Source organism: Flavobacterium notoginsengisoli (assembly GCF_042686225.1).
In the GTDB taxonomy this organism is placed as follows: domain Bacteria; phylum Bacteroidota; class Bacteroidia; order Flavobacteriales; family Flavobacteriaceae; genus Flavobacterium; species Flavobacterium notoginsengisoli.
The window spans coordinates 54,637-79,591 of the sequence record NZ_JBHUOT010000018.1; the positions used below are offsets into that span (position 1 = coordinate 54,637).

Here is a 24,955-nt window from a genome sequence, read left to right on the forward strand (position 1 = left end):
ATGGAAACATCAAATCGATATAACCGACAGATTATACTTCCTGAAATAGGAGAAAACGGTCAGCAAAAGTTAGCAGAATCAAAAGTTTTGGTAATTGGAGCAGGTGGTTTGGGCAGTGCAATTCTGCCTTATTTGGCTTCAGCCGGAGTTGGAGAAATAGGAATTGCAGATCATGATGTTATTGAGATTTCGAATCTTCAGAGACAGGTAATTTATAAAACTTCTGCAATCGGAAAATCAAAAGCTAAGGAAGCTAAAGCCTTGATTTCTGAATTGAATCCTTTGGTTAAAGTAAAAGCGATTTCCGAAAAATTATCAGGAAAAAATGCCCTTTCATTATTCGAAAAATATGATATTATCGTTGATGCAACCGATACTATTTCGATTAAATATTTAATTAATGATGCCTGTTTGATAACCAATAAACCAATGGTTTACGGATCGATTTTTAGGTTTCAGGGACAAGTTTCAGTTTTTAATTATCAAAACGGACCAACTTACAGATGTTTATATCCAGATGAAAACTCGAATGCTTTAAATTGTGAAGATGCAGGCGTAATTGGAGTTTCGGTTGGAATTATTGGAATGCTTCAGGCAAATGAAGTTTTAAAAATGATCTTAGGTATCGGAGAAGTTCTCAGCGGAAAAATATTGGTTTATAATACGCTGAATAACGAACAGCAAAAATATGGTTTCGAAAAGAATGAATTCAAATCAGTTGACAGAGAAGCATTCGAAGAAAAATATAATAAAGCAGAAATTGAGGAACTAAATTTTGTTTCGGTTTTAGATGAAATAAACAATCAAAATGTTCTTTTTTTGGATGTTCGAAATATTCATGAATCACCAAAAATTAGTCTGCAGCATCAAATCCAGATTCCATTAATGAACTTGGAAAAAGAAATTGAAAAACTAGATAAAAATCAAAAAATATATGTTTTCTGTCAATCCGGAATTAGAAGTAAAATCGCAGTCGAATTGCTTCAAAAGCATCAATTTAAAAATGCAAAAAGCATTGCAGGTGGAGCTTTGGCAATGAAGAATATATTGAAAGAAGAAATGATATAGCCACGAATTCACGAATTATCACGTAGTAATTTGTGTGATTTAAATTTCACGAATTTATTTTTTAAAATTTATCCGCAAAGTATTGGATTAATTCGTGAATTCGTGGCGAAAAAAAATAAAAAATGAGTAAAAATGTATTTGTAGAAGGTCCAATCTCGCCTGAGTTTATCGCCGAGTCGATTGCCAAACATCAATCCAAACATACCATCGGGGCGCATAACATCTTTTTAGGACAAGTTCGTGCCGATGTTATTCACGACAATACAGTCGTAGCGATTGATTATTCTGCTTACACTGATATGGCGAATGAAGCTTTGTATACGATTCGTGAAAAAGCTTTTGCTAAATTCGATTTAACCTGCATGCACATTTATCACAGTTTAGGCGTTGTTAAAGCAGGCGAAATCTGTTTGTTTGTTTTTGTATCGGCAACACGACGCAAACAAGTTTATGAAGCGACAGAAGCCATCGTAAACTGGATTAAAACTGATGTTCCGATTTTTGGAAAAGAAATGTTTGAAAACGATACATTCACTTGGAAACAAAATAGTTAATGGTAGATATTACGCATAAAATAACCACTTTAAGAAAAGCAACCGCAACTGCAATTGTAAAAGTCAGCAAACAGGAAACAATTGATGCTGTGGTAAATAATCTTGTGCCAAAAGGAAATGTGCTCGAAATGGCAAAAACGGCAGGATTATTTGCAGTAAAAAATACGCATTTATCGATTCCGGATTGTCATCCAATTCCAATTGAATTTACATCGGTTGAATATATAATTGAAGGATTGGAAATTCAGATCATTTTCAATGTAAAAACGGTTTATAAAACCGGAGTTGAGGTTGAAGCTATGCACGGCGCATCAATTGTGGCATTGACAATGTATGATATGCTGAAACCAATTGATAAAGAAATTGAAATTTCAACCATCAAATTAATCAATAAAGAAGGCGGGAAATCGTCTTTCAAAAATAAATTCCCGAATGCGATAAAAGCGGCCGTTTTCGTTTGTTCGGATTCGGTTTTTGCTGGTGATAAGGAAGATCATTCTGGAAAAACTATTGTAGAAAAATTAGAATCGTACGGAGTTGAAACTTCGCATTATGAAATCATTCCAGACGAATTAGATATTATTCAAGAGAAAACTAAGGCTTTCGCCAAAGACAATCAGCTAGTTATTTTTACTGGCGGAACCGGATTATCTCCAAGAGATGTTACGCCAGAAGCCTTAGAACCAATTTTAGAAAGCAGAATTCCAGGAATTGAAGAAGCGATCCGCAATTACGGACAACAAAGAATGCCGTATGCAATGCTTTCAAGAAGTGTTGCAGGAACTTTAGGCAAAACATTGGTTTTGGCTTTGCCGGGATCAACAAACGGAGTAAGAGAATCGATGGACGCTGTTTTTCCACATGTAATGCATGTTTTTCATATTTTAAAAGGTAAAAACCATGACAGCCTCTAACACAATTTTGACGGACGGTTTTGGGCGCAAACACAATTATCTGCGCATTTCGTTGCTGGAAAAATGCAATCTGCGTTGTACGTACTGCATGCCGGCTGACGGAATTGCGCTTTCTCCAAAAGCCAGTTTAATGACGGCTGATGAGATTTTTGGTATCGCTCAGACTTTCGTACAAAATGGTGTAGATAAAATCAGGTTAACCGGAGGGGAACCTTTACTACGAAAAGATTTTCCTGAAATTGTTTCTAAATTATCTGCTTTAGATATTTCACTTTCCTTAACCACAAACGGAATCTTAATTGATCGTCATATTGATGTTTTAAAACAATTTAAAGTCAAAAAAATCAATTTGAGTTTAGATACTTTGGTTTCATCAAAATTCGCTTCGATAACGCTTAGAAATCAGTTTGAGAAGGTAATTGACAATCTGCATTTGCTTTTGAATAATGATTTTCAGGTAAAAGTGAATGTTGTTTTAATTAAAGGTTTTAATGATAACGAAATTGTAGATTTTGTAAAACTGACGCAGTTTCTTCCAATTTCAGTTCGTTTTATTGAATTTATGCCGTTTGCCGGAAATGAGTGGGACAGAAGTAAAATGGTTTCTCAACAAGAGATTTTATCTTTGGTTGGAAGTGTTTTCACTCAAAATGAAATTCAAAAATTAGAAGACGAAAAAAACTTCACTTCAAGAAATTATAAAATAAAAGATTTTCAAGGCGATTTCGGGATTATAAGTTCCATTACAAATCCGTTTTGTGACAGCTGCAACAGAATCCGCTTGACGGCTGACGGAAAAATCAAAAACTGCCTTTTCTCGAATTCTGAAACCGATTTACTGACGGCTTTTAGAAATGGAGAATCGATTACGAATTTGATTTCAGAATCCATTCAAAATAAAAAGAAAGTTCGCGCCGGAATGGTTACGATAGATGAAATGGATGATCCGACCAAACATTTTGATAACCGTAGTATGATTGCGATTGGAGGGTAAAAGTTAATTGTGAATTAATTGTCAGGCTGAGCGAAGTCGAGGTCTTATCCGCACAGTTTTGTCATTCCGAGGAACGAGGAATCTCCGTGAGTAACTCTACAAAGATTGGCGATTTTGCATGCGGAGCTTCCCACGAAGGTTTCTCTTTCGTCGAAATGACAAACTTTATGAAAACGGTCTTGAAATGAAAAAAGGTTCAACTTTATTAAAGTCAAACCTTTCTTAAAAATTTATTTTTTCTTTTTAGCCTTTGCCTTTTTTTGAGCTTTAGCTTTCTTCTCAGCAATTTTTTTAGCTTTTGCTTTCTCCTTTGCTTTTTTCGCTTTTTCTTTTTTCTTTTCGGCGGCTTTTAGTTTAGCTTTCTTGGCTTTTTCTAATTTTTTAATAACCGCTTTTATCGCTTTTTCTCTTTTCTTTTCCTTTTCTTTTTTAGCTTTAAGTTTAGCTTTCAGCTGTGATTTTATATCTTTCTTTTTGTCTTTTACAATTTCAAGTATCGTTCCGTCAATTTCTAAAATAGGCTCATTTGGTTCCAAAGAAGCCGGAAGATCCTGAGTTTGTATTTCTATAATTTCAGATACAATAGGCTCTTTTTTTTCTGACGCTACCGCTTCCTTTTTAACAGTTGCTCTTGGAGTTCCTTTTGATGCTGCTCTGACAGGAGTTTTTGCTGCAGTTTTAACAGTCGCGACAGGAGCTTTTGTGGTTGTAGATTTTGCTGTTGCCGTTTTGGCAGCAGGTGTTTTAGTAGCCGTTCTGGTAGTTCTTTTAACTGTTGTTTTTGCTTCTGGCTGCGTTTGTGTTTCTGTTGTACTTTCTACAGCTGTTTCAGCAGGAATATCGCTTGCTTTTACAGCAGGAGTTCTTGGGTTTCGCTTTATCATAATAATGTTTTTATTGAGTAAATAGTTATTAACCAAATGATTTTAAAGCATTTGAAGTATACTGTTTTAATGTAAAATCTTAGTTAAGCTAAATATACGCAATTTTTAAATACAGAAATGTTAAAGCTTTTTATAGAACTTACTAATGCTCAACTGATTCCAAAATACGGAAATTACTTTTAGGAGCCTCACACAAAGAACAGCAATAATCATTGCCTAAATCGGTAAATAATATGCCTTTTGGAATTCCCTGCGTTTCATCTCCGTATTCCGAATTATAGAGGGTCAGACATTCCTGACATTGATAAATCTCTTGCGGAATTTTTTCTTTTTTCTGTGGGTTTTCAACTGTTTCTGCTGTGTTATTTCCAAGTTCGTCAAAATATTTTCGGCTTAATTCAATTAAAATAGTAGGAAGTTCCAGCTTGTCAATATCTTGTGAATGAACGATATATTCTCGTGTATTTGGATCGAAATTTTTCGCAAACAAAACATTATAAGTATCCCGAATTTTAATGGATTCCAGAGCTGCCGGAAGTTCATTTTTTTCGATGACAATCGAAGTAAAATAATGTCCATCACGATTGTATTCTGAAATTCCGAAATTCAGTCCGTATGTACTAATATCGAATTGATCTAAAGTTCGAACTAAGAATGTTTTCAGGTTTAAAGCCCATTCCATTGCAACTGGCAAATGCCAATTTAATTCTAATAAAGAATGGCGAACATTGATGCCTCGTTTGCCTAAAAATTTTTCCCATTCCAATTTTCGGTCTTTAGGAATTCCTTTGATGATGAATGATTTCCAAGGTGTGATGGAGATTTTGCCAATTTTGCATTCAAAACACAAATCGCACATTTCTTTTAGAAAATCTAAATCGTATAAATTATTTCGCCAATACAATCCTAGCCAGTATTGATCAATTCCCATTCTATTCATTCCTTCATAATAAGGAAAAGGATAAAATGGAATGTTCAACGGTTTGTCCATTGTTCTGTTATTGGTATCTAATGCTTCACTAACTAAAGAAAAAAGCATTTCAATATCAACAAATTCTTCTGCAGAGATTTTTTCGATTTCGTAATAAATCTTTGCTAAATCCCAGGTGTAAAGCAGAACAGGGTAAATTTCCATTTTTTCCCAATTTGGAAGACGAATATACAGATACCAATAATCTTCATTTTCTGAAGCTATAAAATTTAAATGACCTGTAAACAAAGGAACTAATTGCTGTTTCGGATCGGTTATGTTGACTTTTAGTTTTGGCTGTTCTTTGAATTCTTCTAAGATATAGAGAAAGCGATTTCCGGTTAACCAATTGGTATTTCTGAAAATATCTGTCGAAACATAAGAAGATACGATATTATTACCGCTTTTTTGATCCGGATATACAAAATGATGTTTTCCCAAAGTAGTTTTATCCAAAGATTTAAAACCTTTAGGAAAAATAATATCCTGTCTTGAACCAAAGGAAATGGAATCCAGACCTTCTTCTAAAGCAATATTTACTACTTCTCGCAGTTCTCCTGGCGATATAACGCCACCTTTTACTATTAATCTTGTTAGCTCCATTTTTCTTTTTGTTTCAGGTTTTCTTTGTTTCAGGTTTCAAGTTTCAAGTTTCTGGATTGTGTTGATTTTAACGCAAAGAGCACAAAGTTTTTTAAGGTTTATATGCTGTGTACAATTGTTTTCTATCGAAAAAAGTTCACAAAGCAATACTTTAAATTTTTGTTCAAAGCTTTGCGAACTTTGTCTACTTAAAAAAAATAAACTTTGCGAAACTTTGCGAAAAAGCTTTGTGCTCTTTGCGTTAAAATCTATGTTCAAAGTAAAGCAACTTGAAACCTGAAACTTGAAACAAAACAAACTATTTACACTTCTCCAATATCTCCTTAACTTCCGTTTTACAGCTTCCGCAGCCTAAACCTGCGCCTGTGTTTTTACATAATTCAGTAAAATCGGTTACACCGCTTTTGATCGTTTCTTCAATGTTTCCGGCGCCGACCTGACTGCAGGAACAAACCAATTTTCCTAAAACCGGTTTGGCATTCGAACTTCCTCTTAAAAGCGTATTTCGTTTATCTGATAATTCGATTTTGCTTTCGATCATCGTTTTGAATTCTGCAAACTCATTTTTATCGCCCATTAAAATCGCACCAACTAAAAGATCATCTTTTACAATGCATTTTTTGTAATAACGCTTTTTCAAATCGGCAAAAACAATTTCTTCGTACGAATCGTCGTTTTCTGGAATGGTCAAATCGCCAATACTGCAAAGGTTAATATCTTCTAATTTTAGAATGTTCATCAAAATTGAACCTTTGTAATAACTGCTGATGTCGCCGGCTAGAAAGTTGGCCAGAATAGCAGCTTGTTCTTCGGCGGCAGAAGTGATTCCGAATAATTTATTGTTGAATTCTGCTATTTCACCAATTGCAAAAATATCAGGATTCGACGTTTGTAAATACTGATTTACTTTAACGCCGCGTCCGCAGGCTAAACCGCTTTCACGGGCAATTTCTATGTTTGGAATAGTTCCAATGGTATAAACAATCGCATTCGCCGTAATGATTTTGCCGCTTTTTAAGGCAATCTCAATTTCGTTTGGATTTTCCGTTTCAAAAACGGTACTGACTTCGTTATCAAAATAAATCTGAATGTCGCGAAGCTGTACTTCTTCAGCTAATAATTTGCTGGAAATTCGGTCTAATTGGCGTTCCATTAAACGCGAAGCTCTCTGAATTATAGTAGTCTTTACTTTTTTATGTTTTAAAGCTGCCGCTAATTCCAGTCCTAATAAACCACCACCAATAATTACAACATGTTGTTCTTCTGGCGGAAGATTGGTGCTGTCTAAATGTTTTTTCAAACGATCAGCATCTTCTTTTCTTCGAACGGTAAATCGGCCAGGAAGATGAAGCTGTGCATTTTCTGGAACAAAAGGACGGCTTCCGGTTGCCATAATCAGAGAATCGAAAGTATGAATTTCGCCTTGGCTGTCTGTGATTGTTTTGATTTTAGTATCTATTTTATCAATAGAAACTCCCGCTTTCATGGTAATTTTTAGTTTATTGAAAGTTTCACCGTCTTTAACTTTCAAAAGCTGTTCCCAAGTAAATTCTCCCGTCATATATTCGGGAAGCAAAACTCGATTATAAAATGGATTTATTTCATTCGAAAAAACTATAATTTCGTCAGTTGTATTGAATTCACGGTAGTTTTGAATGAATCGGAAAGAAGCAGCTCCGGCACCGACAATCGCAATTTTCTGAAATGGTTTTACGTATTTTTTAATCGAAACCGTAGTGAACTTAAAATCAGGTTCTTTCGAAACGGGATCGACAACCGTATTCGTTAAATTATTGGTTCGGTTTAAATCATTTTCTAATTGTTTTCCCCAATGCATCGGCAGGAAAAGCACTTTTTCTTTAATGGAATCTGTAACTTTTGCTTTGACGCGAACTTCGCCATTTTTGCTTGAAACGGTTACGATATCGCCGTTTTTTATCTCATTTTTAAAAGCATCAATCGGATTTATTTCTAAAACCGGACTCGGAATATGCGTTAACAATCGCGATACTTTTCCCGTTTTGGTCATGGTATGCCATTGATCACGAATTCTTCCAGTGGTTAAAATAAAAGGGAATTCGGCATTTGGCTGCACCGATGTATTTTCGATAGAAACAGGCAGATTAAAAATCGCTTTCCCAGAAGGCGTATAGAATTTTTTATCGGTAAATAATCTTGGCGTTCCCGGATGTCCATAATCTGGAACAGGCCATTGAAAAGTGCCTTCGGTTTTTAAACGATTGTAATTTAAGAATGAAATATCAATGTTTGTGCCTTTGGTAAGCGCACAATGTTCTTTGTAAATTTCTTCAGCACCATTAAAATTGAAACCGTTAAAGTTCATTTTTTTCGCAAAGCGAATGAGAATTTCAATATCCGGAAGCGCTTCGCCTGGAGCGTTTATTCCTTTCGGTAAATAAGAAATACGACGCTCAGAATTGGTCATTGTTCCTTCTTTCTCCAACCAACCTGCGGCGGGCAAAAGTAAATCGGCAAATTTGGCCGTATCAGCATTATGCGAAATATCCTGAACTACAACAAATTTGGCATTTTGAAGCGCTTTTTCGGCTCGACGTGAATCGGGCAGACTCACCAAAGGATTAGTACAAATAATCCAAACAGCCTTCATTTTTCCTGATTCTAATGCTTCGAACATTTCGGTTGCTGTTAAACCAGGTTTGTCTGAAATCTCGTCAACTCCCCAAAAGTCTGCAACTTCTTTTCGATGCGTCGGATTGGCAATATCTTTATGCGCTGCCAAAAGCGTCGCCATACCGCCCACTTCGCGACCGCCCATTGCATTGGGCTGACCTGTTAAGGAAAATGGCCCAGACCCCGGTTTTCCAATTTGTCCCGTTAATAAAGACAAATTCAGTAAAGCGGTATTTTTGTCAACACCAACCGCACTTTGGTTTAATCCCATTGCCCAAAGCGAAATAAAACCTTTTGCTTTTCCGATAATATCGGCGGCGAGTTTAATGTCATTTACGGGAATACCGCAAAGTTTCGAAGCTTTTTCAAGAGAAGTATTGAGAACTAAATCTTTATATTGTTTGAAATTCTCTGCATTATTTTTAACGAAATCATGATCTACATGACCTTTTTCAATTATACGTCTAGCAATGGCATGATATAAAATAATGTCGGAACCTGGAATAATCTGCAAATGTAAATCGGAGAAAGCGGCAGTATCTGTTCGTCTCGGATCAATACAGATTATCTTGACTTTAGGATTTTTCTCTTTGTGCTTTTCAATTCTTCTGAAAAGAATAGGGTGGCACCAAGCCGGATTTGCACCTGTAATTAAAAATGTATCCGCAAGTTCAATATCGTCATAAGCAATTGGAACAGAATCTTCCCCGAAAGTTTTTTTATAGCCTACAACGGCAGAACTCATGCAAAGTCGGGAATTGGTGTCAATATTATTGGTTTTCAAAAAACCTTTTACGAGTTTGTTTACCAGATAATATTCCTCTGTTAAACATTGTCCCGAAATGTAAAATCCAACACTGTCTGGTCCATGTTTTTTTATAATGGAAGAAAAAACGGCAGCGGCGCGATCTAAAGCCGTGTCCCAACTTACACGTTCAAGCGGATAGGATTTACTGCCTCGCATTTCGGGATATAAAATTCGGTCAGAAGTATCGTTGGCTACGTAATGCAGATTCATTCCTTTTGAACATAACATTCCTTTGTTTACCGGATGATCTTTGTCACCTTCTACCATAACGCCGTTTTTGGCATCGTTGGTTACGATTATGCCACAGCCAACGCCACAATACGAACAGGTAGTTTTGATTTTGGTATTTTGCATTACAGTTCTTTTTTAGATACTATTTCCTGAATCTGTAGTGATTTAGATAAATCACTTAAGCAAAAATAAGTATTTTTACGTATAAATACTTATTTTTTAAATTTATTTTTTTATTTTTGATGCAATAAAATGAGCAACAACAAATTAGTTTTTAATCCGATAAAAATTAGGACTCATGAAAGAAGAGCAAACCCTTTGTTATTCTTGTGCCAATGAAAATTGTTTTATCAAGAAACACCTGCATTTAGAACAGATGCAAACCTATGTTTCTAAGAAACAGAATGTAGTCTGCAAAAAATCGGATCAATTTATTGTGGAAGGCTCTTCTTTGCAAGGACTTTATTTTATCTGTAAAGGAAAAGCAAAAACGGTAAAAACGGGAATAAATGGCCGTGAGCAAATTGTTCGTTTGACAAAAAACGGAGATATTATCGGCTTTCGCGGATTTGGAACTGGAAAAAAATACTTAATTGGTGCTTATGCATTAGAAGATACAGTTCTATGCAATTTCAGCAACGAAACAATGTTAGAAATTTTAAAACAGATTCCCGAATTTACGTATGCTCTAATGTTGTTTTATGCCGATGAATTAAATAAAAGTGAAAATAATATCCGCAAAATCGCGCATATGAATGTCCGCGAACGCGTGGTGGATTTACTGCTTTATATTCATCGTAAATTCGGACAAATCAATGGTTTAATTGATATTGATCTTTCCCGAAAAGAAATTGCTGATTTTGCAGGAACGACTGAAGAACAAGCTATTCGAGTAATTTCGAGTCTTAAAAAAGAAGCGTTGATAAAAACAGTTGGAAAACGTATTGGAATTTTGGATGTTGAGGAATTACGTTTTGAAATTATGGAGCATAAATATTTTTAGTGAGATGCAAAGTTGCAAAGGTTCAAAGAGACAAAGGTTCTGATTTTTTGGGTGTTTTAAAATGCCATATTGTAGAGACGCACTGCAGTGCGTCTATTTGGAATACAAATATTTTTGACGTTAATTAAGTAGTAATACTTATAAGAACCTTATTTTGTACGTTTAATTTTTGTAGGATTTTGTCTTGTGTCCTGCTTTTTCAAGATAATAGCCATAGATTTTATCAATTACATTTTCTGCAAACTGCGACCAGATAATTTTTAATTTCATTATTTGTATTTTTCTAAAAGCTTAGAAGTGGTTTTATATCTTCCGCTTTTAAAATCATCTTCAGATTGGTCTATTCTTTTATTAAATTCTTCGATAGACATTGGATTAAAAAAAATATTATCATCGAGATTACTTTTGTTTTTTAATAAATTTTCCAGCTGAGAAATCAATTCTTCACTTTGAATTTTTAAAAACTCTTGTACAAATTTTATTTTTCTAGTTTGTAAATCCATGACATTGAATATTTTTTACAAATTATCTTCCAAGGAATGTTTTTTTGAGATGTTTTTTGTAGAGACGCACCGCAGTGCGTCTCCACGTCGAATAAATTATTTTTTCCTTCCAACAAATCGAATTACAGAACCAGTTCCATTATGAAACAAGCCTTCTTTCAATTCAATTTCTTTTTCTTCTAATTGTATGATTTCGTAGTTTGGAAAATCGGCTTTAATTTCTTCGATTGAAAAAAGCGATTCAATGTCTTTTGGCCCGCCAACTTTTTCATTTATCGCTAGATATTCTAAATGTCTTTTGCTGAAAGCTTCAAAAATAATAATTCCGTCCTTGCGTAATAATTGATCGAGTTGTTTGTGAATTTCCGATTTAATTTCTGCTGGAAAATGAGCGTAAATCAAAGCAATAGCGTCAAATTGTGCTGGATGAAAATCCATTGTTTCTAATTCGCCTACTTGATAGTCAATTGAAACATTATTCGCTTCAGCAAGTTTTAAAGCTTTGTTTTTTCCTTCTTCACTAATATCAAAAGCCGAAACATTCCAGCCTAATTTTGCCGTAAAAATGGCATTTCGTCCTTCGCCTTCGGCAGGAAATAAAATAGATCCAGGATTTAGTTTTTCTATTTGTTCTTTTAGGTAATTGTTGGGGGCTGTGCCGTACGCAAATGCTTCGTTGCTGTAGCGGTCGTCCCATCTTTTGGTCCAGTTGTTCATGGATTGTATATTGAATTATTAAGGGATTATAGTAATGACAAAATTTTAATCACAGAAAATTTTACAATTATTGTTTTGATCAATGTAAAAGTTTTTTCCATTCAAATTAACGCTCAATAATCCTTCAGAAAAAGATCCGATTCGATCATAAATTATTGGAATTACAATCTTGCCAGTAGCATCTACACATCCCCATTTTTTGTTTAATTTAACTGAGCAAAGACCATTCTTAAAATATAATGCATCATCATAGGATTGATTGGATATTACAGAACCTTTTTTATCAATTAAAACATATTTGCGATTTATGATTACTATTGCAATGTCTCCACTGAATTTATAGGCTTTGTCATAACTAGGTAGAATTACTATTTTGCCCTCTTTATTAATGAATCCATCTTTATCATTTTGTTTAATTATTGCTAAGCCGCTAGAAAATTCGCCGTTATTTAAATCATTAGTATTATCTGCAAATTTACGTTCGCCTTTAGTATTTATATAATATGTGCTTTTGTAACCATCATTGACCTTTGCTAAACCTTCGGTAAACCCAAATGTCCAGTCGTATTGATATGGGATAATTAATTCTCCTTTCTGATTTATATAGCCATATTTTTCATCAAGTGCTACACTTGCCAACCCTTCAGAAAAAAAACTAATTCTTTTATATTTAAAATTAATAACAGTTTTTCCATTTGTGTCAATGTATCCCCATTTTCCATTTTTCTGCACGGCGGCTAAACCGTCTTTGAAAGGATATGCATTTTCATATATTGGTTCGATTTTGATAGTGCCATTTTTATCAATAAACCCATATTTTGTTTCACTTCCGCTTGGAATTCTAATTGTTTTTAGTCCATTAGAATAAGAGTGATCTGAAAATTTAAATTTGCCAAGAGGAATAACTTCATTTCCATTTTTATCAATATATCCTTCTTCTGAATCAAACCCTAAGACTTTTGCCATGCCGTCTTCAAAATCATATGCATAGTCATAAGTACTGCTATTGTTTTTCTGTGCTTGTATTTGAAAACTTAACAGCAATAAGAAAAGGCTATTTCTTAAAGAAGATTTTTTATTTAAAGAGATCATTGGCGTTTTATTTTTTTAGGTTTTAAACAAATATACTATAGCAAAATTTAAAACGTAATTTCTTCACAAAAAAAAATACCCTTTTTCCAAACAGTAAAAGGGTATTCTATAAATTTTAGATTTTAAAAATCTCTTTATTTTTAAACAAGTGTAGTTACACCACTATTCACATCAATTTCTGCAAAATTATGTTTTCCCATAACGATAAGCAGTTTGTTTGAATTATAGCCAACATATCTAATTTCAGGATTTCCTTTTTTTGGTTTTCCGCAAACAGAAATTACATTGGTCTGCCATTTCAATTTACTTTTTTTGTAAGCTGAAATAGTTTGTAAATCATTTTCAACATAATAAATCATGTTGTTTTTTTTGATTCCTCTTTTTTGCGTTTTTGCAAAATTTATTTCTGAGTTTTGAGAAATTAAGGCATCATTGTATTTTTGAGCGATACCTGTATGCGTGACAATGAATGTCAGCATTGAAAGTTTTAGAAATGGTTTCATTAGGATAGAATTGGGGGTTCATAATCGCTTCAAATATAATTAATTATATTATATAACAGGTTTTCTTTAGGTAAAAAAAAATACCCTTTTCTTGAAATGTGAAAAGGGTAAAGTTTTTAAGTTAATTTTGAAAGAAAATTATTTTTTCCAAGTAAAAATTCTAGGATTCACAGAAACCATCAGCCAAGCCCAATTGTTAGTATGATTTGCATCTCCATTTTTAATAAACTCAAGGGTTTTAGAACCAAACATTTGAGAATAACCTCCAGTTACTGTAATGTCTTTTTTGAAGTTATAACCAAAAGTAGCGTCGATTTCAGTTCCTAAATAGGAATCTAATTTTTCGTTTAACGGTGTAACTACATCCGCAGCCGATAAGAAAATGTGAGGCATTAAAGCAAACTGCCATTTGTTTACATTGTAACTTAATTTGATAAAAGCATCTTGCAAACCAACATTATTCAGGTGGTTTCCAACATAAAAATAATCCATATAACCATTAAATCCGTGGTTGGTTCCAAAAATTGGGTTGAATGATTTTATTACTGTACTCCCGTCATTTGAAGCTTTTCCAGATAAAAACTCATAACCAAGACCAGCTTTAAAAGATTCTGTAATAGCATAGCTAAAGTTGGCAGCAGCATTCCAAGCACTTACTTGTTGATTTGTACTTTTTCCTGTTTGACCGTAAGCCCAGAAATTACTATCTATTTTACCACTTTTGTAGGTTAAGAAAGGACCGAAAGTTTGTTTGTAATCAACCAATAATTTAGCATCGGCATTGGCATATTCGTAGCCTGTATTCAAAAGTAAAAAGCTTAAACCGAAATCACTGCTGAATTGATTGTGATACCAGGCATATTGTAATGCTTTGTAGTTGGCAACTGTATAAGGAGTTTGAAGAACATTTTCAGCAGTAGAATTGTAAGCGCCTCCAAAATCTAATTTTTGAGTTTCAGTATGATAAGTTACGGTAAGAGCATCGTGACTTTGTGCTTGTTGTCCCCAATCTTGTTCTCCCAAAATACGTTGATTGTCATAAGAAAGCACCTGACGTCCCATTCTGGCGCTCCATTTTTCTGTGAAATTATATTGAGCCCAAGCTTCGAAAACTGCAACTCCATTTTTATCAGCAACGGCTGTTGGCGCAACATCTCCCCAGGTTCTGGTATTTTGAAGCGTCAATTTTACGATTAAATCTTCTTGTTTATAATTGAAGTTTAAACGAGAACGCTGTGAAATCTGTGAAGTTCCCTTTTGACCTTCTTGTAAAAGTTGCTTGTAACCATTTCTGTATTCAAAACGAGGTCTTATCTGCAAGTTCACATCCAATTCCTGAGCTTGAACTTCAAAACTCATTCCGACTAACAGTAAAATAATTAATTTCAGTTTATTCATGATTCTTGGGTTTGATTATGAAGGCAAATTTATAAGAAATGGATTTCTTTTGATTATGATTTCAATCATAATTCTAATTTTTTTTTAATATAAATCTAATATGCAGGCTCAAGTTTAACTTTCTTAATCTTAAGCTCTTTTTTCTTAGCTATTTGTGTAATAGTATAATGCATCCAAACCAGACAAGCAGTTGAGAAAATTAAAATAAAAATCCATGAACTGGACCAGATTCCTGTTGCGGTTAATAAATAGCCAAAGATAATTGGACCAAAGAAACCACCTAAACCGCCAATCATTCCAACCATTCCGCCTACAACGCCCACTTCATTTGGGAAATATTCCGGAATATGTTTGTAAACCGCCGCTTTTCCAATTCCCCATGAAATCCCGATTAAGATTACCAAAACCAAGAAAACCCACATATTAGCATCAAATTTTATGACGGTGATTCCTTTTGCTAAAAGCTCTTTTTTCTTTACACTTTGGTTTTCTGCCACTATAACTTGTTGCCAAGAGGTTGAAGTTGGAAAAATAGCATTTTCGGACGTATTTTCTTTTTTCTGTGCGACAGCAAAATCAGTTTCACCAATTTTAATTTTATCGTTTGTGACCGCTGTAATAGTTCCTTTTTTAGTAGCTAAAACTCCTGGACCTGTAGTGGTAATTTCCATTTTTGGAATAGCTAAAAAAGCACTCAAAATTACGGATGAACCCAAAACCCAATACATCACTTTTCTAGCACCAAATTTATCTGATAAATAACCTCCAAAAGCTCTAATTACGCCAGATGGAAGACTAAACATAGTAGCAAACAAACCCCCCATAACCAAACTAGTTTGATATACATTCATAAAGTTTGGTAAAAGCCATTGAGAATAAGCCACAAAACAGCCAAAAACCAAGAAATAGTATGCTCCAAAGCGCCAAACTCTAGCCGATTTTAAGGGTACAAGCATTTGAGAAACGGTTTTGGTGTTGTTTTCCGGTTTTTTATTTTGAGTGAAAATCAAAAAAGCAATGCCGATTGCAACCAAAGAAACAGCGTAAATAACAGGAAGGATTTTCCACCCATTTTGTGGATCTTCAATGGAAAAATGATTTAATATTGATGGAGCTAAAAAAGTGGTAATTGCGGCGCCGGCATTTCCCATTCCGAAGATTCCTAAAGCGCGTCCTTGCCATTCTTTTGGATACCAAATCGAAGTGTAGCCAATTCCGACCGCGAAACTTGTTCCGACCATTCCAAAGAAAAAACTAAGTAGAGCAAACATGAAAAAACTGTCGGCGTAGGGAAGGAGAAACAGTGGAATTGAACTTAGCAATAATAAAAGAGAAAAAACATATTTTCCGCCAAATTTGTCTGTTAAGATTCCGATTGGCAGACGCATTATGGATCCTGTTAAAATAGGAATTCCCAAAAGCCATCCGACTTGAACAACGCTCCAGTGGAATATTCCGTTATCGACTAAAAAGGTTACTAAAACCCCGTTTAATGTCCAGCAGGCAAAACACACGGTAAAAGCCAATGTGTTCAAAAATAAAATCTTGTGTGATTGCGATAGTGAGTTTGTAGTTTTCATAGCACTTATATTTTTATGTAAAAATAAGTACTATAACTTAGTTAAAATATGCTAAAACGCAGTTTTTGAAAAATAATTACGTATTTATACGTATTTTTTTAGATTAAAGAATACTCAGTGGCTTTGTTGGAAAGTTCCATTAAGTTTTTTACTTTCAGTTTTTTCATCAAATTGAAACGGTGTACTTCGGCAGTACGTTTGCTGATGTCAAGCGCTTCGGCGATTTCTTTGTTTCCTTTTCCAGATAACAAAAGAGTCAGAATTTCTTTTTCTCTTTTGGTAATCATCATTTCCTCGCTTAAGTTTTGCTTCGGTTCTAATGAATTAGACGGATTTGTCAATTGACCAATTAAGATGGAAGAAATATCTCCACTGAAGTATTTTCCGCCAGCAGAAACGGTATGAAGTGCTTTTAAGAATTCTTCTTTAGAAGATCCTTTCAATAAATATCCGTCGGCACCGGCTTTTATAGATTTCAACACATATTCTTCTGATTCGTGCATGGAAAGCATGATGATTTTTATATCGTTGCTTTCGCTTCTAAGTTTTTCTACTAGTTCGATACCGGTTAAGTTTGGCATACGAATATCGGCTATAAGTAAATCGGGTTTGGTTTCAGCAACAACATCAAGTGCGTCGGCACCATCGATTGCTTCGCCCACAACCTCAATGTTTGCTTCGTTTTCCAGTAAAGATTTGATTCCGTCTCGAACAAAAACATGGTCATCTGCTAATACTACACGAATGATATTACTCATAATTTACTTAATTTAGATTCTCGATTTTTACGTATATTCATCTATAACGAAGACGCTAATATACGTACTTTTTTTATTTAAAATTCCAATTTTTTGAAATTCCAAATTCCAATATTAAAAAATCATTAGAAAAAATTGCAATATCAATGGTAATTTCAATATCAATGGTAATTTCAATATCAATGGCAATTGCAAAAATCAATTTCAATATCTAAATGTAAATTTAAACACTTAGTATTGTCAGGCTGAGCGAAGTCGAAGCCCACACAAAGAAACTCCACAATCTAAATCGCCAATCTTTGTAGAGCTACTTGCGTGGGCTTCGACTTCGCTCAGCCTGACAAGCGTGTGTAGAAATTTGACAAAGTTTTTAAGCGTATAGTTTGTCATCTCGACGGAGGAGAGATCACATGCGGGAGTCGACAAAGATTGGCGATTTAGATTGTGGAGTTTCTAGTGTGATCCTTCGTTCCTCAGGATGACAAAAATGCTGAAAAGATCTTGTAATAAATCTAAATCATCTTTTGAAAACGAGTGCCCGCGAGAGGGATAGGAGCAATCCGCCGTTGCGGAGCGGATAGCCCGACAGCATCCCGATAAGAGGGCGAATAAAGACAAAGTGAATTTGCCCTCTTATCGGGATGGTGGCTCGCCCTAATTATAATGTGGCAATTAGAAAGTTATTTTGGGAATTTACTTTGCGGGGGCTTCGACTTCGCTCAGCCTGACAAAAGGATATTAGACGTTTAGGTAAATTATCTAATTGACTAATTTTCTCATTTAAGAATAGGAATGTTGAACGTAATTCTCGTTCCTTCGCCTGGGATGGAATTGATGAAAACGCGTCCGTTGATGTATTGGATTCGTTCTTTCATGAATAGAAGCCCCATTCCGGATTCGCTGTTGCGTTTTTTGTCGACGGAATTGATGTCGAAACCTTTTCCGTTGTCGTCGATAATGATGCTTAAAAGTGTTTCGCTGTGGGATAGCTGGACGATTATATGCGACGATTCGGCGTATTTTATGGCGTTGTTGATGGCTTCTTGAGTTAATCTATAAATGTTGATTTCGATTAGGGAATCCAGACGTCGGTGGAAATCGGTTTTGTTGTAGAAAAGGATTTCTTTTCCGGTTAGTTTTGAGAGTTCCTGGGTGAGTTTTGCCAATGAGGAGACGATTCCGTGATCGCTTAATTCTGGTGGCATTAGGTTGAAAGTTGCGGTGCGGACACCTTTTATAATGTCTAGCGAAAGTTTCTTTAAATACTCAATTTTTTGTTCCGATTTTTCTCTGTCATCTAAATTGATGCTTTCTAAACTGAATTTTAATCCTGTAAGCATTTGACCGATTCCGTCGTGAATTTCTTTGGCGATTCGGTTTTGTTCGTTTTCCTGATTTTCGACGATTTTGCTTGAAATAATCTTTTGCTGATTGATTTTTTCGGTTGTGTTTTCGAGGTTTAAACGTTCGACTTCGCGTTGCGCTTTTTTGCGTTCGGTGATGTTGAAGCAGACGATTAAAAGTTCTAATTCGTCTTTTTTGATCATGACCGGCACCATTGATAAATCAAGCCAAATAGTTTCGTTTTCTTTGTTTAAAATACTGATTTCGCCTTGCCAGCCACTTCTTTGTTTTTCGAAAATTAGGCGGTCAAAATTGGTTTGTTCTTTTTCGTCGACGGTTAAAACTTCGGAGAATTTTTTGTTGGATGAAAACTTGGTATAATTCAGCAATTTGGCAAATTTTTCTCCGATGTGAATGATCGAACCGTCGGGCGCAATTCGGCAATAGAGTAAAGTATTTTCCATTGCGTAATTGAGCGATTTTAGTTCTTTAACCGAATTTTCTTTGATTTCGCTGAGGATTTCTGTGTCGTATGCGAGTTTTAAAGCTTTCTTTTCTGAAGATAAAAGTCTTGTGATTAATCGTTCGATTTTCTTATTTGTAGGTTTGAAAATAAAGAAGAATTCTAAAACCAGAATCAAAAGTGTGAACCCGAAAATCCAGTATTCTATTCGGCGTTGTTCGGTTACTTTTTCGTGTGCTTCGAGATCGTATTGCGTTACGATTTGATTCATTTTAGAAAGGAAAATACCCTCGTTTTCTAAAATAATGTTTACGAATTTTTGGTTTTCTGCAGTTGTTTTTTTCTGTTTTACATTCTGTAAAAAGGAATCGGTTGTTTGTGCAATTTTGTTGAAAATCGGATTGATTTCGAGATATAATTTCGAAAGTGTTTCTGATTTTTCTTTTGGAAAAGCTAAGCTGTCACTACCGTTTTCGAGTGCATTTTGGTTTTTCTTCCAAAGCGCCAAAACTTCATTTAAATGCGAAATTTGTTTATCAGAAGCGGTATCAGAAACGTAATGCAGAATCAGAACTTCTTTGACGATTTTCTGACTCAGCATTCGTTGTTTTCCCGAAAAATTAATGATTTTGGAATCGCTTAACTGCTGATTCAGATTGTATTGCACTAAAATCTGACTCACAATTATGGTTAAGGCAATAGTAAGAAGCGCAAAAAAATACAGACGGCGTAAATTTTTGAACGTGATTTTGTCTTCTTCCTGATTGCTTTTCTTCATATGAATTATAGTCCTAAAGAAGCTTTTATAAGATTCAGATTTTCCTCAGAATAGTTGATTTTTAAGGCTTCCTGATGACCTTTGTCTGACATTTTATCCCAGGTTTTTTTGATGATGTTTTTTAGTTTTTCGTCGTCGTGTTTGTGAACGAAAGGTTCTAAGTAATATTCAAGGAAAACAAGGCAAATTACATCTTCTAATAATTGTGTTTCGTGATCTTTTTTAAGTAATTTTTTCTCAATTAAAAAGGAAACACGATCGATAAAAGTTTGATCGTAACCTGCTTTCTCCAAAATTTCGGCAGTAGTTTTTGCGTGGAATTTTTTTAATTCTTCTCTCCATTTCAAATAACCAACACGATCCATTGGGTATGATTCGCGAGCGACTTTCCATCTACAGATGTGTTGTGCTTTTGATGCGATTTGGATTTCTTCGGATGCATTCGGCTCAAACTGCATCAGTCTTTCGTACATTCGGTTTGAATATAATAATTCCTTTGGATATTCTTTGTTTTGGTCGGTTTCGATGTTTGGGTCTTGTGCGTTTTCAGCATCAATCCATTCGCTTGCTTTTTGAAAAGGTGTAGTCATTTTTTGGTTTGATAATAGAATTTCAAAGATACGGAATTAAGTTTTTGCGGATAATTTTTTTTAACACATAGAAACATAGATTTGTTTGCGGTTAAAGGCGTTTCACTTGCATTAATTCACATAGTAATTACGATAGTTTTGTCATTTCGACGAAGGAGAAATCACACTAGTAATTCCGTATAGAATGTCGCCAATCTTTGTCGAATCCCGAGTGTGATTTCTCCTTCGTCGAAATGACAAGATTGCGTACTTAATCTACAAATCCAACAAAAACTTCATTTTCAACTACTTTAATCGGATAGGTTGCAATTTTGAAATCGTCGCCGTTTAGGTTTGAACCATCAACTAAAGAAAAAGTCTTTTTATGCATCGGGCAGGCGATTTTTGGAATATCGTCCGCAGAGCCAGTCATTCCTCTTGAAAGCACCATTTCCATTTTGTGCGGGCAGGCGTTTTGGCAGGCGTACCATTCGTTGCGACGGGTGAAATTGAAAATGGCGATTTGTTTGTTTTTGTATTTGATGCATCCGCCTCGGTTGGTTGGAAAATCTTCTACTTTACCTGCTTTGAACCAAATTGTAGCATCGCTCGCATGAACTGTTTCGTATTGATTTAAGATTTCTTCCATTTTGATTGTGTTTTGATTTCCTGTTTCTTAGCCCTCTTTTTACAATCATGAGAGTTATGATGGCGCAGTAAAAAAGAGGGTAAGAAGGACAGCAAACGTTTAATGATTTTTTTTCTTTTTTTTGGAGCTTTTAGTGTTTTGCCACGAAGGCGCAAAGGCGCTAAGTTTTTTTTAAGTTTTTTTATTTTGACTTTGCGACTTTGTGTCTTTGTGGCAATTTTTTTTTAAGACCAGGCTTTTGGCATTTTTTGATCTCTTAGCGGAACAAAAACGGCATTATCGTCTTTTTCTTCTGAGTTTATAAAGTGATTGAAACGTTTTAATAATCTTGGTTTTTCCAAAACTTGTTTCCATTCGCATTCGAAAGTGTTAACCAGAGTTTGCATTTCAGCTTCAAGTGTTTCGCAAATTCCTAAGCTGTCTTCGATGATTACTTCTTTTAAATATTCTAAACCTCCGTCTAATTTTTCTAACCAAGTTGAAGTTCTGATAAGTGGGCCAGCAGTGCGGATGTAATACATTAAAAATCTGTCCATGTATTTTATAACCGTTTCTTTATCTATTTTTTCAGCTAACAAAACCGCGTGTTTTGGATTTGCACCACCATTTCCTGCGATGTATAAATTCCAACCACCTTCAACGGCAATTAATCCGAAATCTTTTCCGCGGGCTTCGGCGCATTCGCGAATGCAGGCTGAAACACCACCTTTTAGTTTATGTGGAGAACGAATTCCTTTGTATCGGTTTTCCAATTCGATGGCAAATCCGGCGCTGTCGTCCATTCCGTAACGACACCACGCATTTCCGACACAGCTTTTTACGGCACGAAGGGACTTTCCGTAAGCATGACCACTTTCAAAACCATTGTCAATTAAGATTTTCCAGATTTTAGGCAGATCACTTAAATGCGCTCCGAATAAATCAACTCTTTGAGCTCCAGTAATTTTAGTGTATAAATCGAATTGTTTTGCTACTTCGCCAATTACGATTAATTTTTCAGCAGTAATTTCTCCTCCGGCAACTCTAGGGACAACAGAATACGTTCCGTTTCGTTGAATGTTTGCTAAAAATCTATCGTTTGTATCTTGCGTAGTTACGTGTTTGTTTGCAGTATCATTATAGATACTTGAGAATATTGATGCAACTACAGGTTTACAGATTTCGCAACCATCGCCTTTCCCGTGATGATCCAGAACATCGTAGAAATTCTCGTATTTATTGATTTTTACCAAATCGAATAACTCCTGACGGTTATAGTTGAAATGTTCGCAGATCACTTCTTTTACTTCTTTTCCAAGAGATTTTTGAGTTGCTTTTACCAAATCTGAAACCATTGGTTTACAGCCTCCGCAACCAGAAGTGGCTTTTGTTGCTTTTACAACATCTGATAATGAAGAACAGCTTTCATCTAAAATTTTACAGCAGATCGCACCTTTGGTAACATTCTCGCAAGAACAAATTACAGCGGTGTCTGGTAAATCCATTACACTTCCTAAACTTGAACCTTCAGAACCATCGCGAGAACCTAAAATTAGATCTTCTGGATTTTTAGGCAAAGCCATTGCATTGCTGTAAATTTGGAAAAGCGAATTGTAATCGCTTGAATCGCCTACTAAAATTCCACCTAAAAGCGTTTTAGAATCTTTGGTAACGTTTATTCTTTTATAAATTCCGCTTAATTTATTTTCATAAATAATGGCAGTTACGTTTTCATTTTCGATGAAAGGATCTCCAAAACTCGCTACTTCAACACCAATTAATTTCAATTGTGTCGACATATCGATGGTTTCTCTCATGGTTTTATCGCCATTTAAGATTTGCTCAGAAGCGACATCGGCCATTTCGTAACCTGGAGCAACCAATCCGTAAATGTTTTGATTGTAAAGCGCTACTTCACCAATCGCATAAATAGAAGGATCTGATGTCTGCATTTGATTGTTTACCACGATTCCGCCTCGTAAACCGACTTCAAGTCCTGAAACTCTAGCCAGTTCATCGCGAGGTTTAATTCCGGCAGAAATAACCAACATGTCTACTTTTAACAATTCGTCGTTTGCAAACATCATTCCCGTTATGCTTTCTTTTCCGTCAATATATTGCGTTGCTTTGTTGAGATGAATTCCGATGTTTAATTCTTCAATTTTAGCTTGTAGCATATCACTTGCGCCTTGATCCAATTGTCTCGGCATTAAACGTGGCGCAAATTCCACCACATGCGGATTCAATCCTAAATCTCGAACCGCTTTTGCCGCTTCTAATCCTAATAATCCTCCACCTAAAACTGCAGCTTCGGTTGCACCTTTTATTTTTATTTTTTTGGCGTAAGCCATGATAGCGTCAAGATCTTCGATGGTTCTGTAGACAAAAACACCTTCTTTTTCAACTCCGTCAATTGGAGGTACAAAAGCAGAAGAGCCTGTAGCTAAAACTAAGTAGTCGTACGTATGTGTTTTTTCTAAATGTGTATGTATTGTTTTTTCGGTGCGATTAATATCTGTAATTAATTCAGATGTGTTGAGAATAATGTTGTTTTCTGCGTACCATTCGGTTGTTGATAATGATAAATCGTCAGCTGTCTTTCCTCCAAAATATTCACTTAAGTGAACGCGGTCATAAGCGCGCCTTGGTTCTTCTCCAAATACTGTGATTTGATACTTTTCCTGTCCTGATTTTGCAATGAATTTTTCGCAAAATTTATAACCAACCATGCCGTTTCCAACTACTATTACTCTAATCATGATTTCTTTAATTAAGTATTACTACGCAAATATAAGTATTTATACTTATAAAAATACGTAACAAATTTATTTTTTAAGTAAATATGGATTGTATTTGCTACGTATTTTGCCGTAATCTATTACGTAGTCTAGGTTTTCGGTAAATTTGAAGATTATCAATTATTTCAAATTTGAAAAGATTCTAAATAACGATTTCAAAAAAATGTCGTAAATTCATAAGAATTTTATAGGTGTTTTAGCAGAAAGCACATTCCAAATATAAATAGTATGAAAAAAATAATACCACTTTTGCTTTTACTGTCTTTGATGGTGGGCTGTAAAACTTCGGCAGGCAAAAATTCAGAGACAAAAGAAACTGCTCAACAAGGAGTAAATCAGGATGATATGAACTTTTATTTTAAAGCTACAGGAAACGAACCTTTTTGGGGAGTCAAAATAGGAAATGATAATATTGTTTTTACTTCATTAATTCCAGGGAAAGAAAGTATCACTTTTCCTGCGGTTGACGCCATCAGAGCTATGGACGCGAATGTAAAAATGTATAAGGTAAGCAACGAAACTGCTTCCGGAATTATTACAATTCAGCAGTTAGATTGCCAGGATTCGATGTCTGGTACGATTTCGCCTTACAGTGTGAAAGTCGAAATAAAAAATAACTCCGAATTAGACTTTAAAAAACTCAGCGGTTGCGGTAAATACATTACCGATTATCGACTTCATGATATCTGGGTTTTGGAAGAATTAAATGGTTACAAAGTTTTTGCAACCGATTTCCAGAAAGAAATGCCGAGAATCGAAATTAATTCTGCTGAAAACAGATTTTCCGGTTATGGAGGCTGTAATGCAATAAGCGGTTCTATTTTTTATGAAAAGGATTTATTAAGATTTTCAAAGGTACTTTCTACTCTTATGGCTTGTCCGCAAGGAAATAAAGAAAATGAGTTTACTAAAGCGTTGCAGAGTACAACTACTTATTCTGTAGGTAATAATAAATTGATTTTGTCCAATCCTTCTGGGAAATTGGCTGTTTTTAAGAAGGTGGATTAACACATTGTTTTGTCATTCCGATTTCTATGATAAAACCAAGTCTTTTTTATAAAAGGTTTGGTTTTTTATTACTGCAAAAACTCGATGGATTATTTTGTTTCTTACAGCGTTTAAAACGCTCATTTTATTTTTCCC

General features: G+C 35.0%; 20 protein-coding genes. 6 read left to right on the forward strand and 14 right to left on the reverse strand.

The window, feature by feature from the left end; translation table 11 throughout:
- The 4 genes from moeB (at position 1) to moaA (ending at position 3,530) form a co-directional block, all read left to right on the forward strand.
- The gene (moeB, locus tag ACFS3A_RS25915; RefSeq protein ID WP_379828523.1) at positions 1 to 1,068 is read left to right on the forward strand and encodes a molybdopterin-synthase adenylyltransferase MoeB; all 1,068 of its coding nucleotides are present in this window, start codon (positions 1 to 3) and stop codon (positions 1,066 to 1,068) included.
- A gap of 122 nt (positions 1,069 to 1,190) precedes the next feature.
- Positions 1,191 to 1,622, forward strand: coding sequence for a molybdenum cofactor biosynthesis protein MoaE (locus tag ACFS3A_RS25920; RefSeq protein WP_091491608.1), 432 nt, complete (start codon positions 1,191 to 1,193; stop codon positions 1,620 to 1,622).
- Complete coding sequence (moaCB, locus tag ACFS3A_RS25925) at positions 1,622 to 2,536, forward strand: bifunctional molybdenum cofactor biosynthesis protein MoaC/MoaB (RefSeq protein ID WP_379828525.1); 915 nt, start codon at positions 1,622 to 1,624, stop codon at positions 2,534 to 2,536. The genes ACFS3A_RS25920 and moaCB overlap by 1 nt, the downstream gene beginning before the upstream one ends.
- Complete coding sequence (moaA, locus tag ACFS3A_RS25930) at positions 2,523 to 3,530, forward strand: GTP 3',8-cyclase MoaA (RefSeq protein WP_379828527.1); 1,008 nt, start codon at positions 2,523 to 2,525, stop codon at positions 3,528 to 3,530. The genes moaCB and moaA overlap by 14 nt, the downstream gene beginning before the upstream one ends.
- 230 nt (positions 3,531 to 3,760) lie before the next feature.
- Here moaA and ACFS3A_RS25935 read toward each other — a convergent pair whose 3' ends face one another.
- From ACFS3A_RS25935 to ACFS3A_RS25945, 3 genes are all read right to left on the reverse strand, one after another.
- Complete coding sequence (locus ACFS3A_RS25935) at positions 3,761 to 4,414, reverse strand: hypothetical protein (protein ID WP_379828529.1); 654 nt, start codon at positions 4,412 to 4,414, stop codon at positions 3,761 to 3,763.
- Between the two features lie 142 nt (positions 4,415 to 4,556).
- Complete coding sequence (locus ACFS3A_RS25940; RefSeq protein ID WP_379828531.1) at positions 4,557 to 5,987, reverse strand: rubredoxin; 1,431 nt, start codon at positions 5,985 to 5,987, stop codon at positions 4,557 to 4,559.
- Positions 5,988 to 6,285: 298 nt separating this feature from the next.
- A complete protein-coding gene (locus tag ACFS3A_RS25945) occupies positions 6,286 to 9,801 on the reverse strand; it encodes a molybdopterin-dependent oxidoreductase (protein ID WP_379828532.1) in 3,516 nt (1,171 codons plus the stop codon).
- Positions 9,802 to 9,976: 175 nt separating this feature from the next.
- On the opposite strand from ACFS3A_RS25945, the gene ACFS3A_RS25950 reads away from it, so the two are divergent.
- Positions 9,977 to 10,681 carry a Crp/Fnr family transcriptional regulator gene (locus ACFS3A_RS25950; RefSeq protein WP_379828534.1) on the forward strand — a complete coding sequence of 235 codons (705 nt, stop codon included), beginning with the start codon at positions 9,977 to 9,979 and terminating at the stop codon, positions 10,679 to 10,681.
- 269 nt (positions 10,682 to 10,950) lie between these two features.
- Here the strand turns inward: ACFS3A_RS25950 and ACFS3A_RS25955 are convergent, their stop codons facing one another.
- The 11 genes from ACFS3A_RS25955 to nirB all read right to left on the reverse strand — a co-directional run bounded on the left by ACFS3A_RS25955 (position 10,951) and on the right by nirB (position 23,773).
- The gene (locus ACFS3A_RS25955; protein WP_379828536.1) at positions 10,951 to 11,184 is read right to left on the reverse strand and encodes a hypothetical protein; all 234 of its coding nucleotides are present in this window, start codon (positions 11,182 to 11,184) and stop codon (positions 10,951 to 10,953) included.
- A gap of 96 nt (positions 11,185 to 11,280) precedes the next feature.
- Entirely contained in the window at positions 11,281 to 11,901 is a 621-nt protein-coding gene (locus ACFS3A_RS25960; RefSeq protein ID WP_379828538.1) for a class I SAM-dependent methyltransferase, read from the reverse strand.
- Positions 11,902 to 11,946: 45 nt separating this feature from the next.
- Entirely contained in the window at positions 11,947 to 12,993 is a 1,047-nt protein-coding gene (locus ACFS3A_RS25965; protein WP_379828540.1) for a WG repeat-containing protein, read from the reverse strand.
- A 140-nt stretch (positions 12,994 to 13,133) separates the two neighbouring features.
- The gene (locus ACFS3A_RS25970) at positions 13,134 to 13,496 is read right to left on the reverse strand and encodes a hypothetical protein (protein WP_379828542.1); all 363 of its coding nucleotides are present in this window, start codon (positions 13,494 to 13,496) and stop codon (positions 13,134 to 13,136) included.
- Positions 13,497 to 13,634: 138 nt separating this feature from the next.
- On the reverse strand, positions 13,635 to 14,894 hold the full coding sequence (locus ACFS3A_RS25975; protein WP_379828544.1) for an alginate export family protein: 1,260 nt from the start codon (positions 14,892 to 14,894) through the stop codon (positions 13,635 to 13,637).
- Positions 14,895 to 14,989: 95 nt separating this feature from the next.
- Entirely contained in the window at positions 14,990 to 16,474 is a 1,485-nt protein-coding gene (locus ACFS3A_RS25980; RefSeq protein WP_379828546.1) for an MFS transporter, read from the reverse strand.
- Positions 16,475 to 16,572: 98 nt separating this feature from the next.
- Complete coding sequence (locus ACFS3A_RS25985) at positions 16,573 to 17,232, reverse strand: response regulator (protein WP_379828548.1); 660 nt, start codon at positions 17,230 to 17,232, stop codon at positions 16,573 to 16,575.
- 776 nt (positions 17,233 to 18,008) lie between these two features.
- On the reverse strand, positions 18,009 to 19,817 hold the full coding sequence (locus ACFS3A_RS25990) for a sensor histidine kinase (RefSeq protein ID WP_379828550.1): 1,809 nt from the start codon (positions 19,815 to 19,817) through the stop codon (positions 18,009 to 18,011).
- A gap of 5 nt (positions 19,818 to 19,822) precedes the next feature.
- Positions 19,823 to 20,407: a DUF4202 domain-containing protein gene (locus ACFS3A_RS25995; protein WP_198856355.1), complete on the reverse strand. Its 585-nt coding sequence runs from the start codon at positions 20,405 to 20,407 to the stop codon at positions 19,823 to 19,825.
- 250 nt (positions 20,408 to 20,657) lie between these two features.
- Positions 20,658 to 21,035, reverse strand: coding sequence for a nitrite reductase small subunit NirD (gene nirD / locus ACFS3A_RS26000; protein WP_057116567.1), 378 nt, complete (start codon positions 21,033 to 21,035; stop codon positions 20,658 to 20,660).
- 224 nt (positions 21,036 to 21,259) lie between these two features.
- Complete coding sequence (gene nirB, locus ACFS3A_RS26005) at positions 21,260 to 23,773, reverse strand: nitrite reductase large subunit NirB (RefSeq protein ID WP_379828552.1); 2,514 nt, start codon at positions 23,771 to 23,773, stop codon at positions 21,260 to 21,262.
- A 267-nt stretch (positions 23,774 to 24,040) separates the two neighbouring features.
- Here nirB and ACFS3A_RS26010 point away from each other — a divergent pair, with 267 nt between their 5' ends.
- Positions 24,041 to 24,820 carry an META domain-containing protein gene (locus tag ACFS3A_RS26010; RefSeq protein WP_379828554.1) on the forward strand — a complete coding sequence of 260 codons (780 nt, stop codon included), beginning with the start codon at positions 24,041 to 24,043 and terminating at the stop codon, positions 24,818 to 24,820.
- Positions 24,821 to 24,955 lie beyond the last annotated feature (135 nt).

What these genes read in the sequence shown, in the direction of transcription:
- moeB (WP_379828523.1), top strand. Translation starts at nt 1, where the DNA reads ATGGAAACATCAAATCGATATAACCGACAGATTATACTTCCTGAAATA.
- ACFS3A_RS25990 (WP_379828550.1), bottom strand. Translation starts at nt 19,817, where the DNA reads ATGAAGAAAAGCAATCAGGAAGAAGACAAAATCACGTTCAAAAATTTA.
- ACFS3A_RS25975 (WP_379828544.1), bottom strand. Translation starts at nt 14,894, where the DNA reads ATGAATAAACTGAAATTAATTATTTTACTGTTAGTCGGAATGAGTTTT.
- ACFS3A_RS25985 (WP_379828548.1), bottom strand. Translation starts at nt 17,232, where the DNA reads ATGAGTAATATCATTCGTGTAGTATTAGCAGATGACCATGTTTTTGTT.
- ACFS3A_RS25945 (WP_379828532.1), bottom strand. Translation starts at nt 9,801, where the DNA reads ATGCAAAATACCAAAATCAAAACTACCTGTTCGTATTGTGGCGTTGGC.
- ACFS3A_RS25935 (WP_379828529.1), bottom strand. Translation starts at nt 4,414, where the DNA reads ATGATAAAGCGAAACCCAAGAACTCCTGCTGTAAAAGCAAGCGATATT.
- nirB (WP_379828552.1), bottom strand. Translation starts at nt 23,773, where the DNA reads ATGATTAGAGTAATAGTAGTTGGAAACGGCATGGTTGGTTATAAATTT.
- ACFS3A_RS25995 (WP_198856355.1), bottom strand. Translation starts at nt 20,407, where the DNA reads ATGACTACACCTTTTCAAAAAGCAAGCGAATGGATTGATGCTGAAAAC.
- moaCB (WP_379828525.1), top strand. Translation starts at nt 1,622, where the DNA reads ATGGTAGATATTACGCATAAAATAACCACTTTAAGAAAAGCAACCGCA.
- ACFS3A_RS25960 (WP_379828538.1), bottom strand. Translation starts at nt 11,901, where the DNA reads ATGAACAACTGGACCAAAAGATGGGACGACCGCTACAGCAACGAAGCA.
- moaA (WP_379828527.1), top strand. Translation starts at nt 2,523, where the DNA reads ATGACAGCCTCTAACACAATTTTGACGGACGGTTTTGGGCGCAAACAC.
- ACFS3A_RS25965 (WP_379828540.1), bottom strand. Translation starts at nt 12,993, where the DNA reads ATGATCTCTTTAAATAAAAAATCTTCTTTAAGAAATAGCCTTTTCTTA.
- ACFS3A_RS25980 (WP_379828546.1), bottom strand. Translation starts at nt 16,474, where the DNA reads ATGAAAACTACAAACTCACTATCGCAATCACACAAGATTTTATTTTTG.
- ACFS3A_RS25970 (WP_379828542.1), bottom strand. Translation starts at nt 13,496, where the DNA reads ATGAAACCATTTCTAAAACTTTCAATGCTGACATTCATTGTCACGCAT.
- ACFS3A_RS25940 (WP_379828531.1), bottom strand. Translation starts at nt 5,987, where the DNA reads ATGGAGCTAACAAGATTAATAGTAAAAGGTGGCGTTATATCGCCAGGA.
- nirD (WP_057116567.1), bottom strand. Translation starts at nt 21,035, where the DNA reads ATGGAAGAAATCTTAAATCAATACGAAACAGTTCATGCGAGCGATGCT.
- ACFS3A_RS25955 (WP_379828536.1), bottom strand. Translation starts at nt 11,184, where the DNA reads ATGGATTTACAAACTAGAAAAATAAAATTTGTACAAGAGTTTTTAAAA.
- ACFS3A_RS25950 (WP_379828534.1), top strand. Translation starts at nt 9,977, where the DNA reads ATGAAAGAAGAGCAAACCCTTTGTTATTCTTGTGCCAATGAAAATTGT.
- ACFS3A_RS26010 (WP_379828554.1), top strand. Translation starts at nt 24,041, where the DNA reads ATGAAAAAAATAATACCACTTTTGCTTTTACTGTCTTTGATGGTGGGC.
- ACFS3A_RS25920 (WP_091491608.1), top strand. Translation starts at nt 1,191, where the DNA reads ATGAGTAAAAATGTATTTGTAGAAGGTCCAATCTCGCCTGAGTTTATC.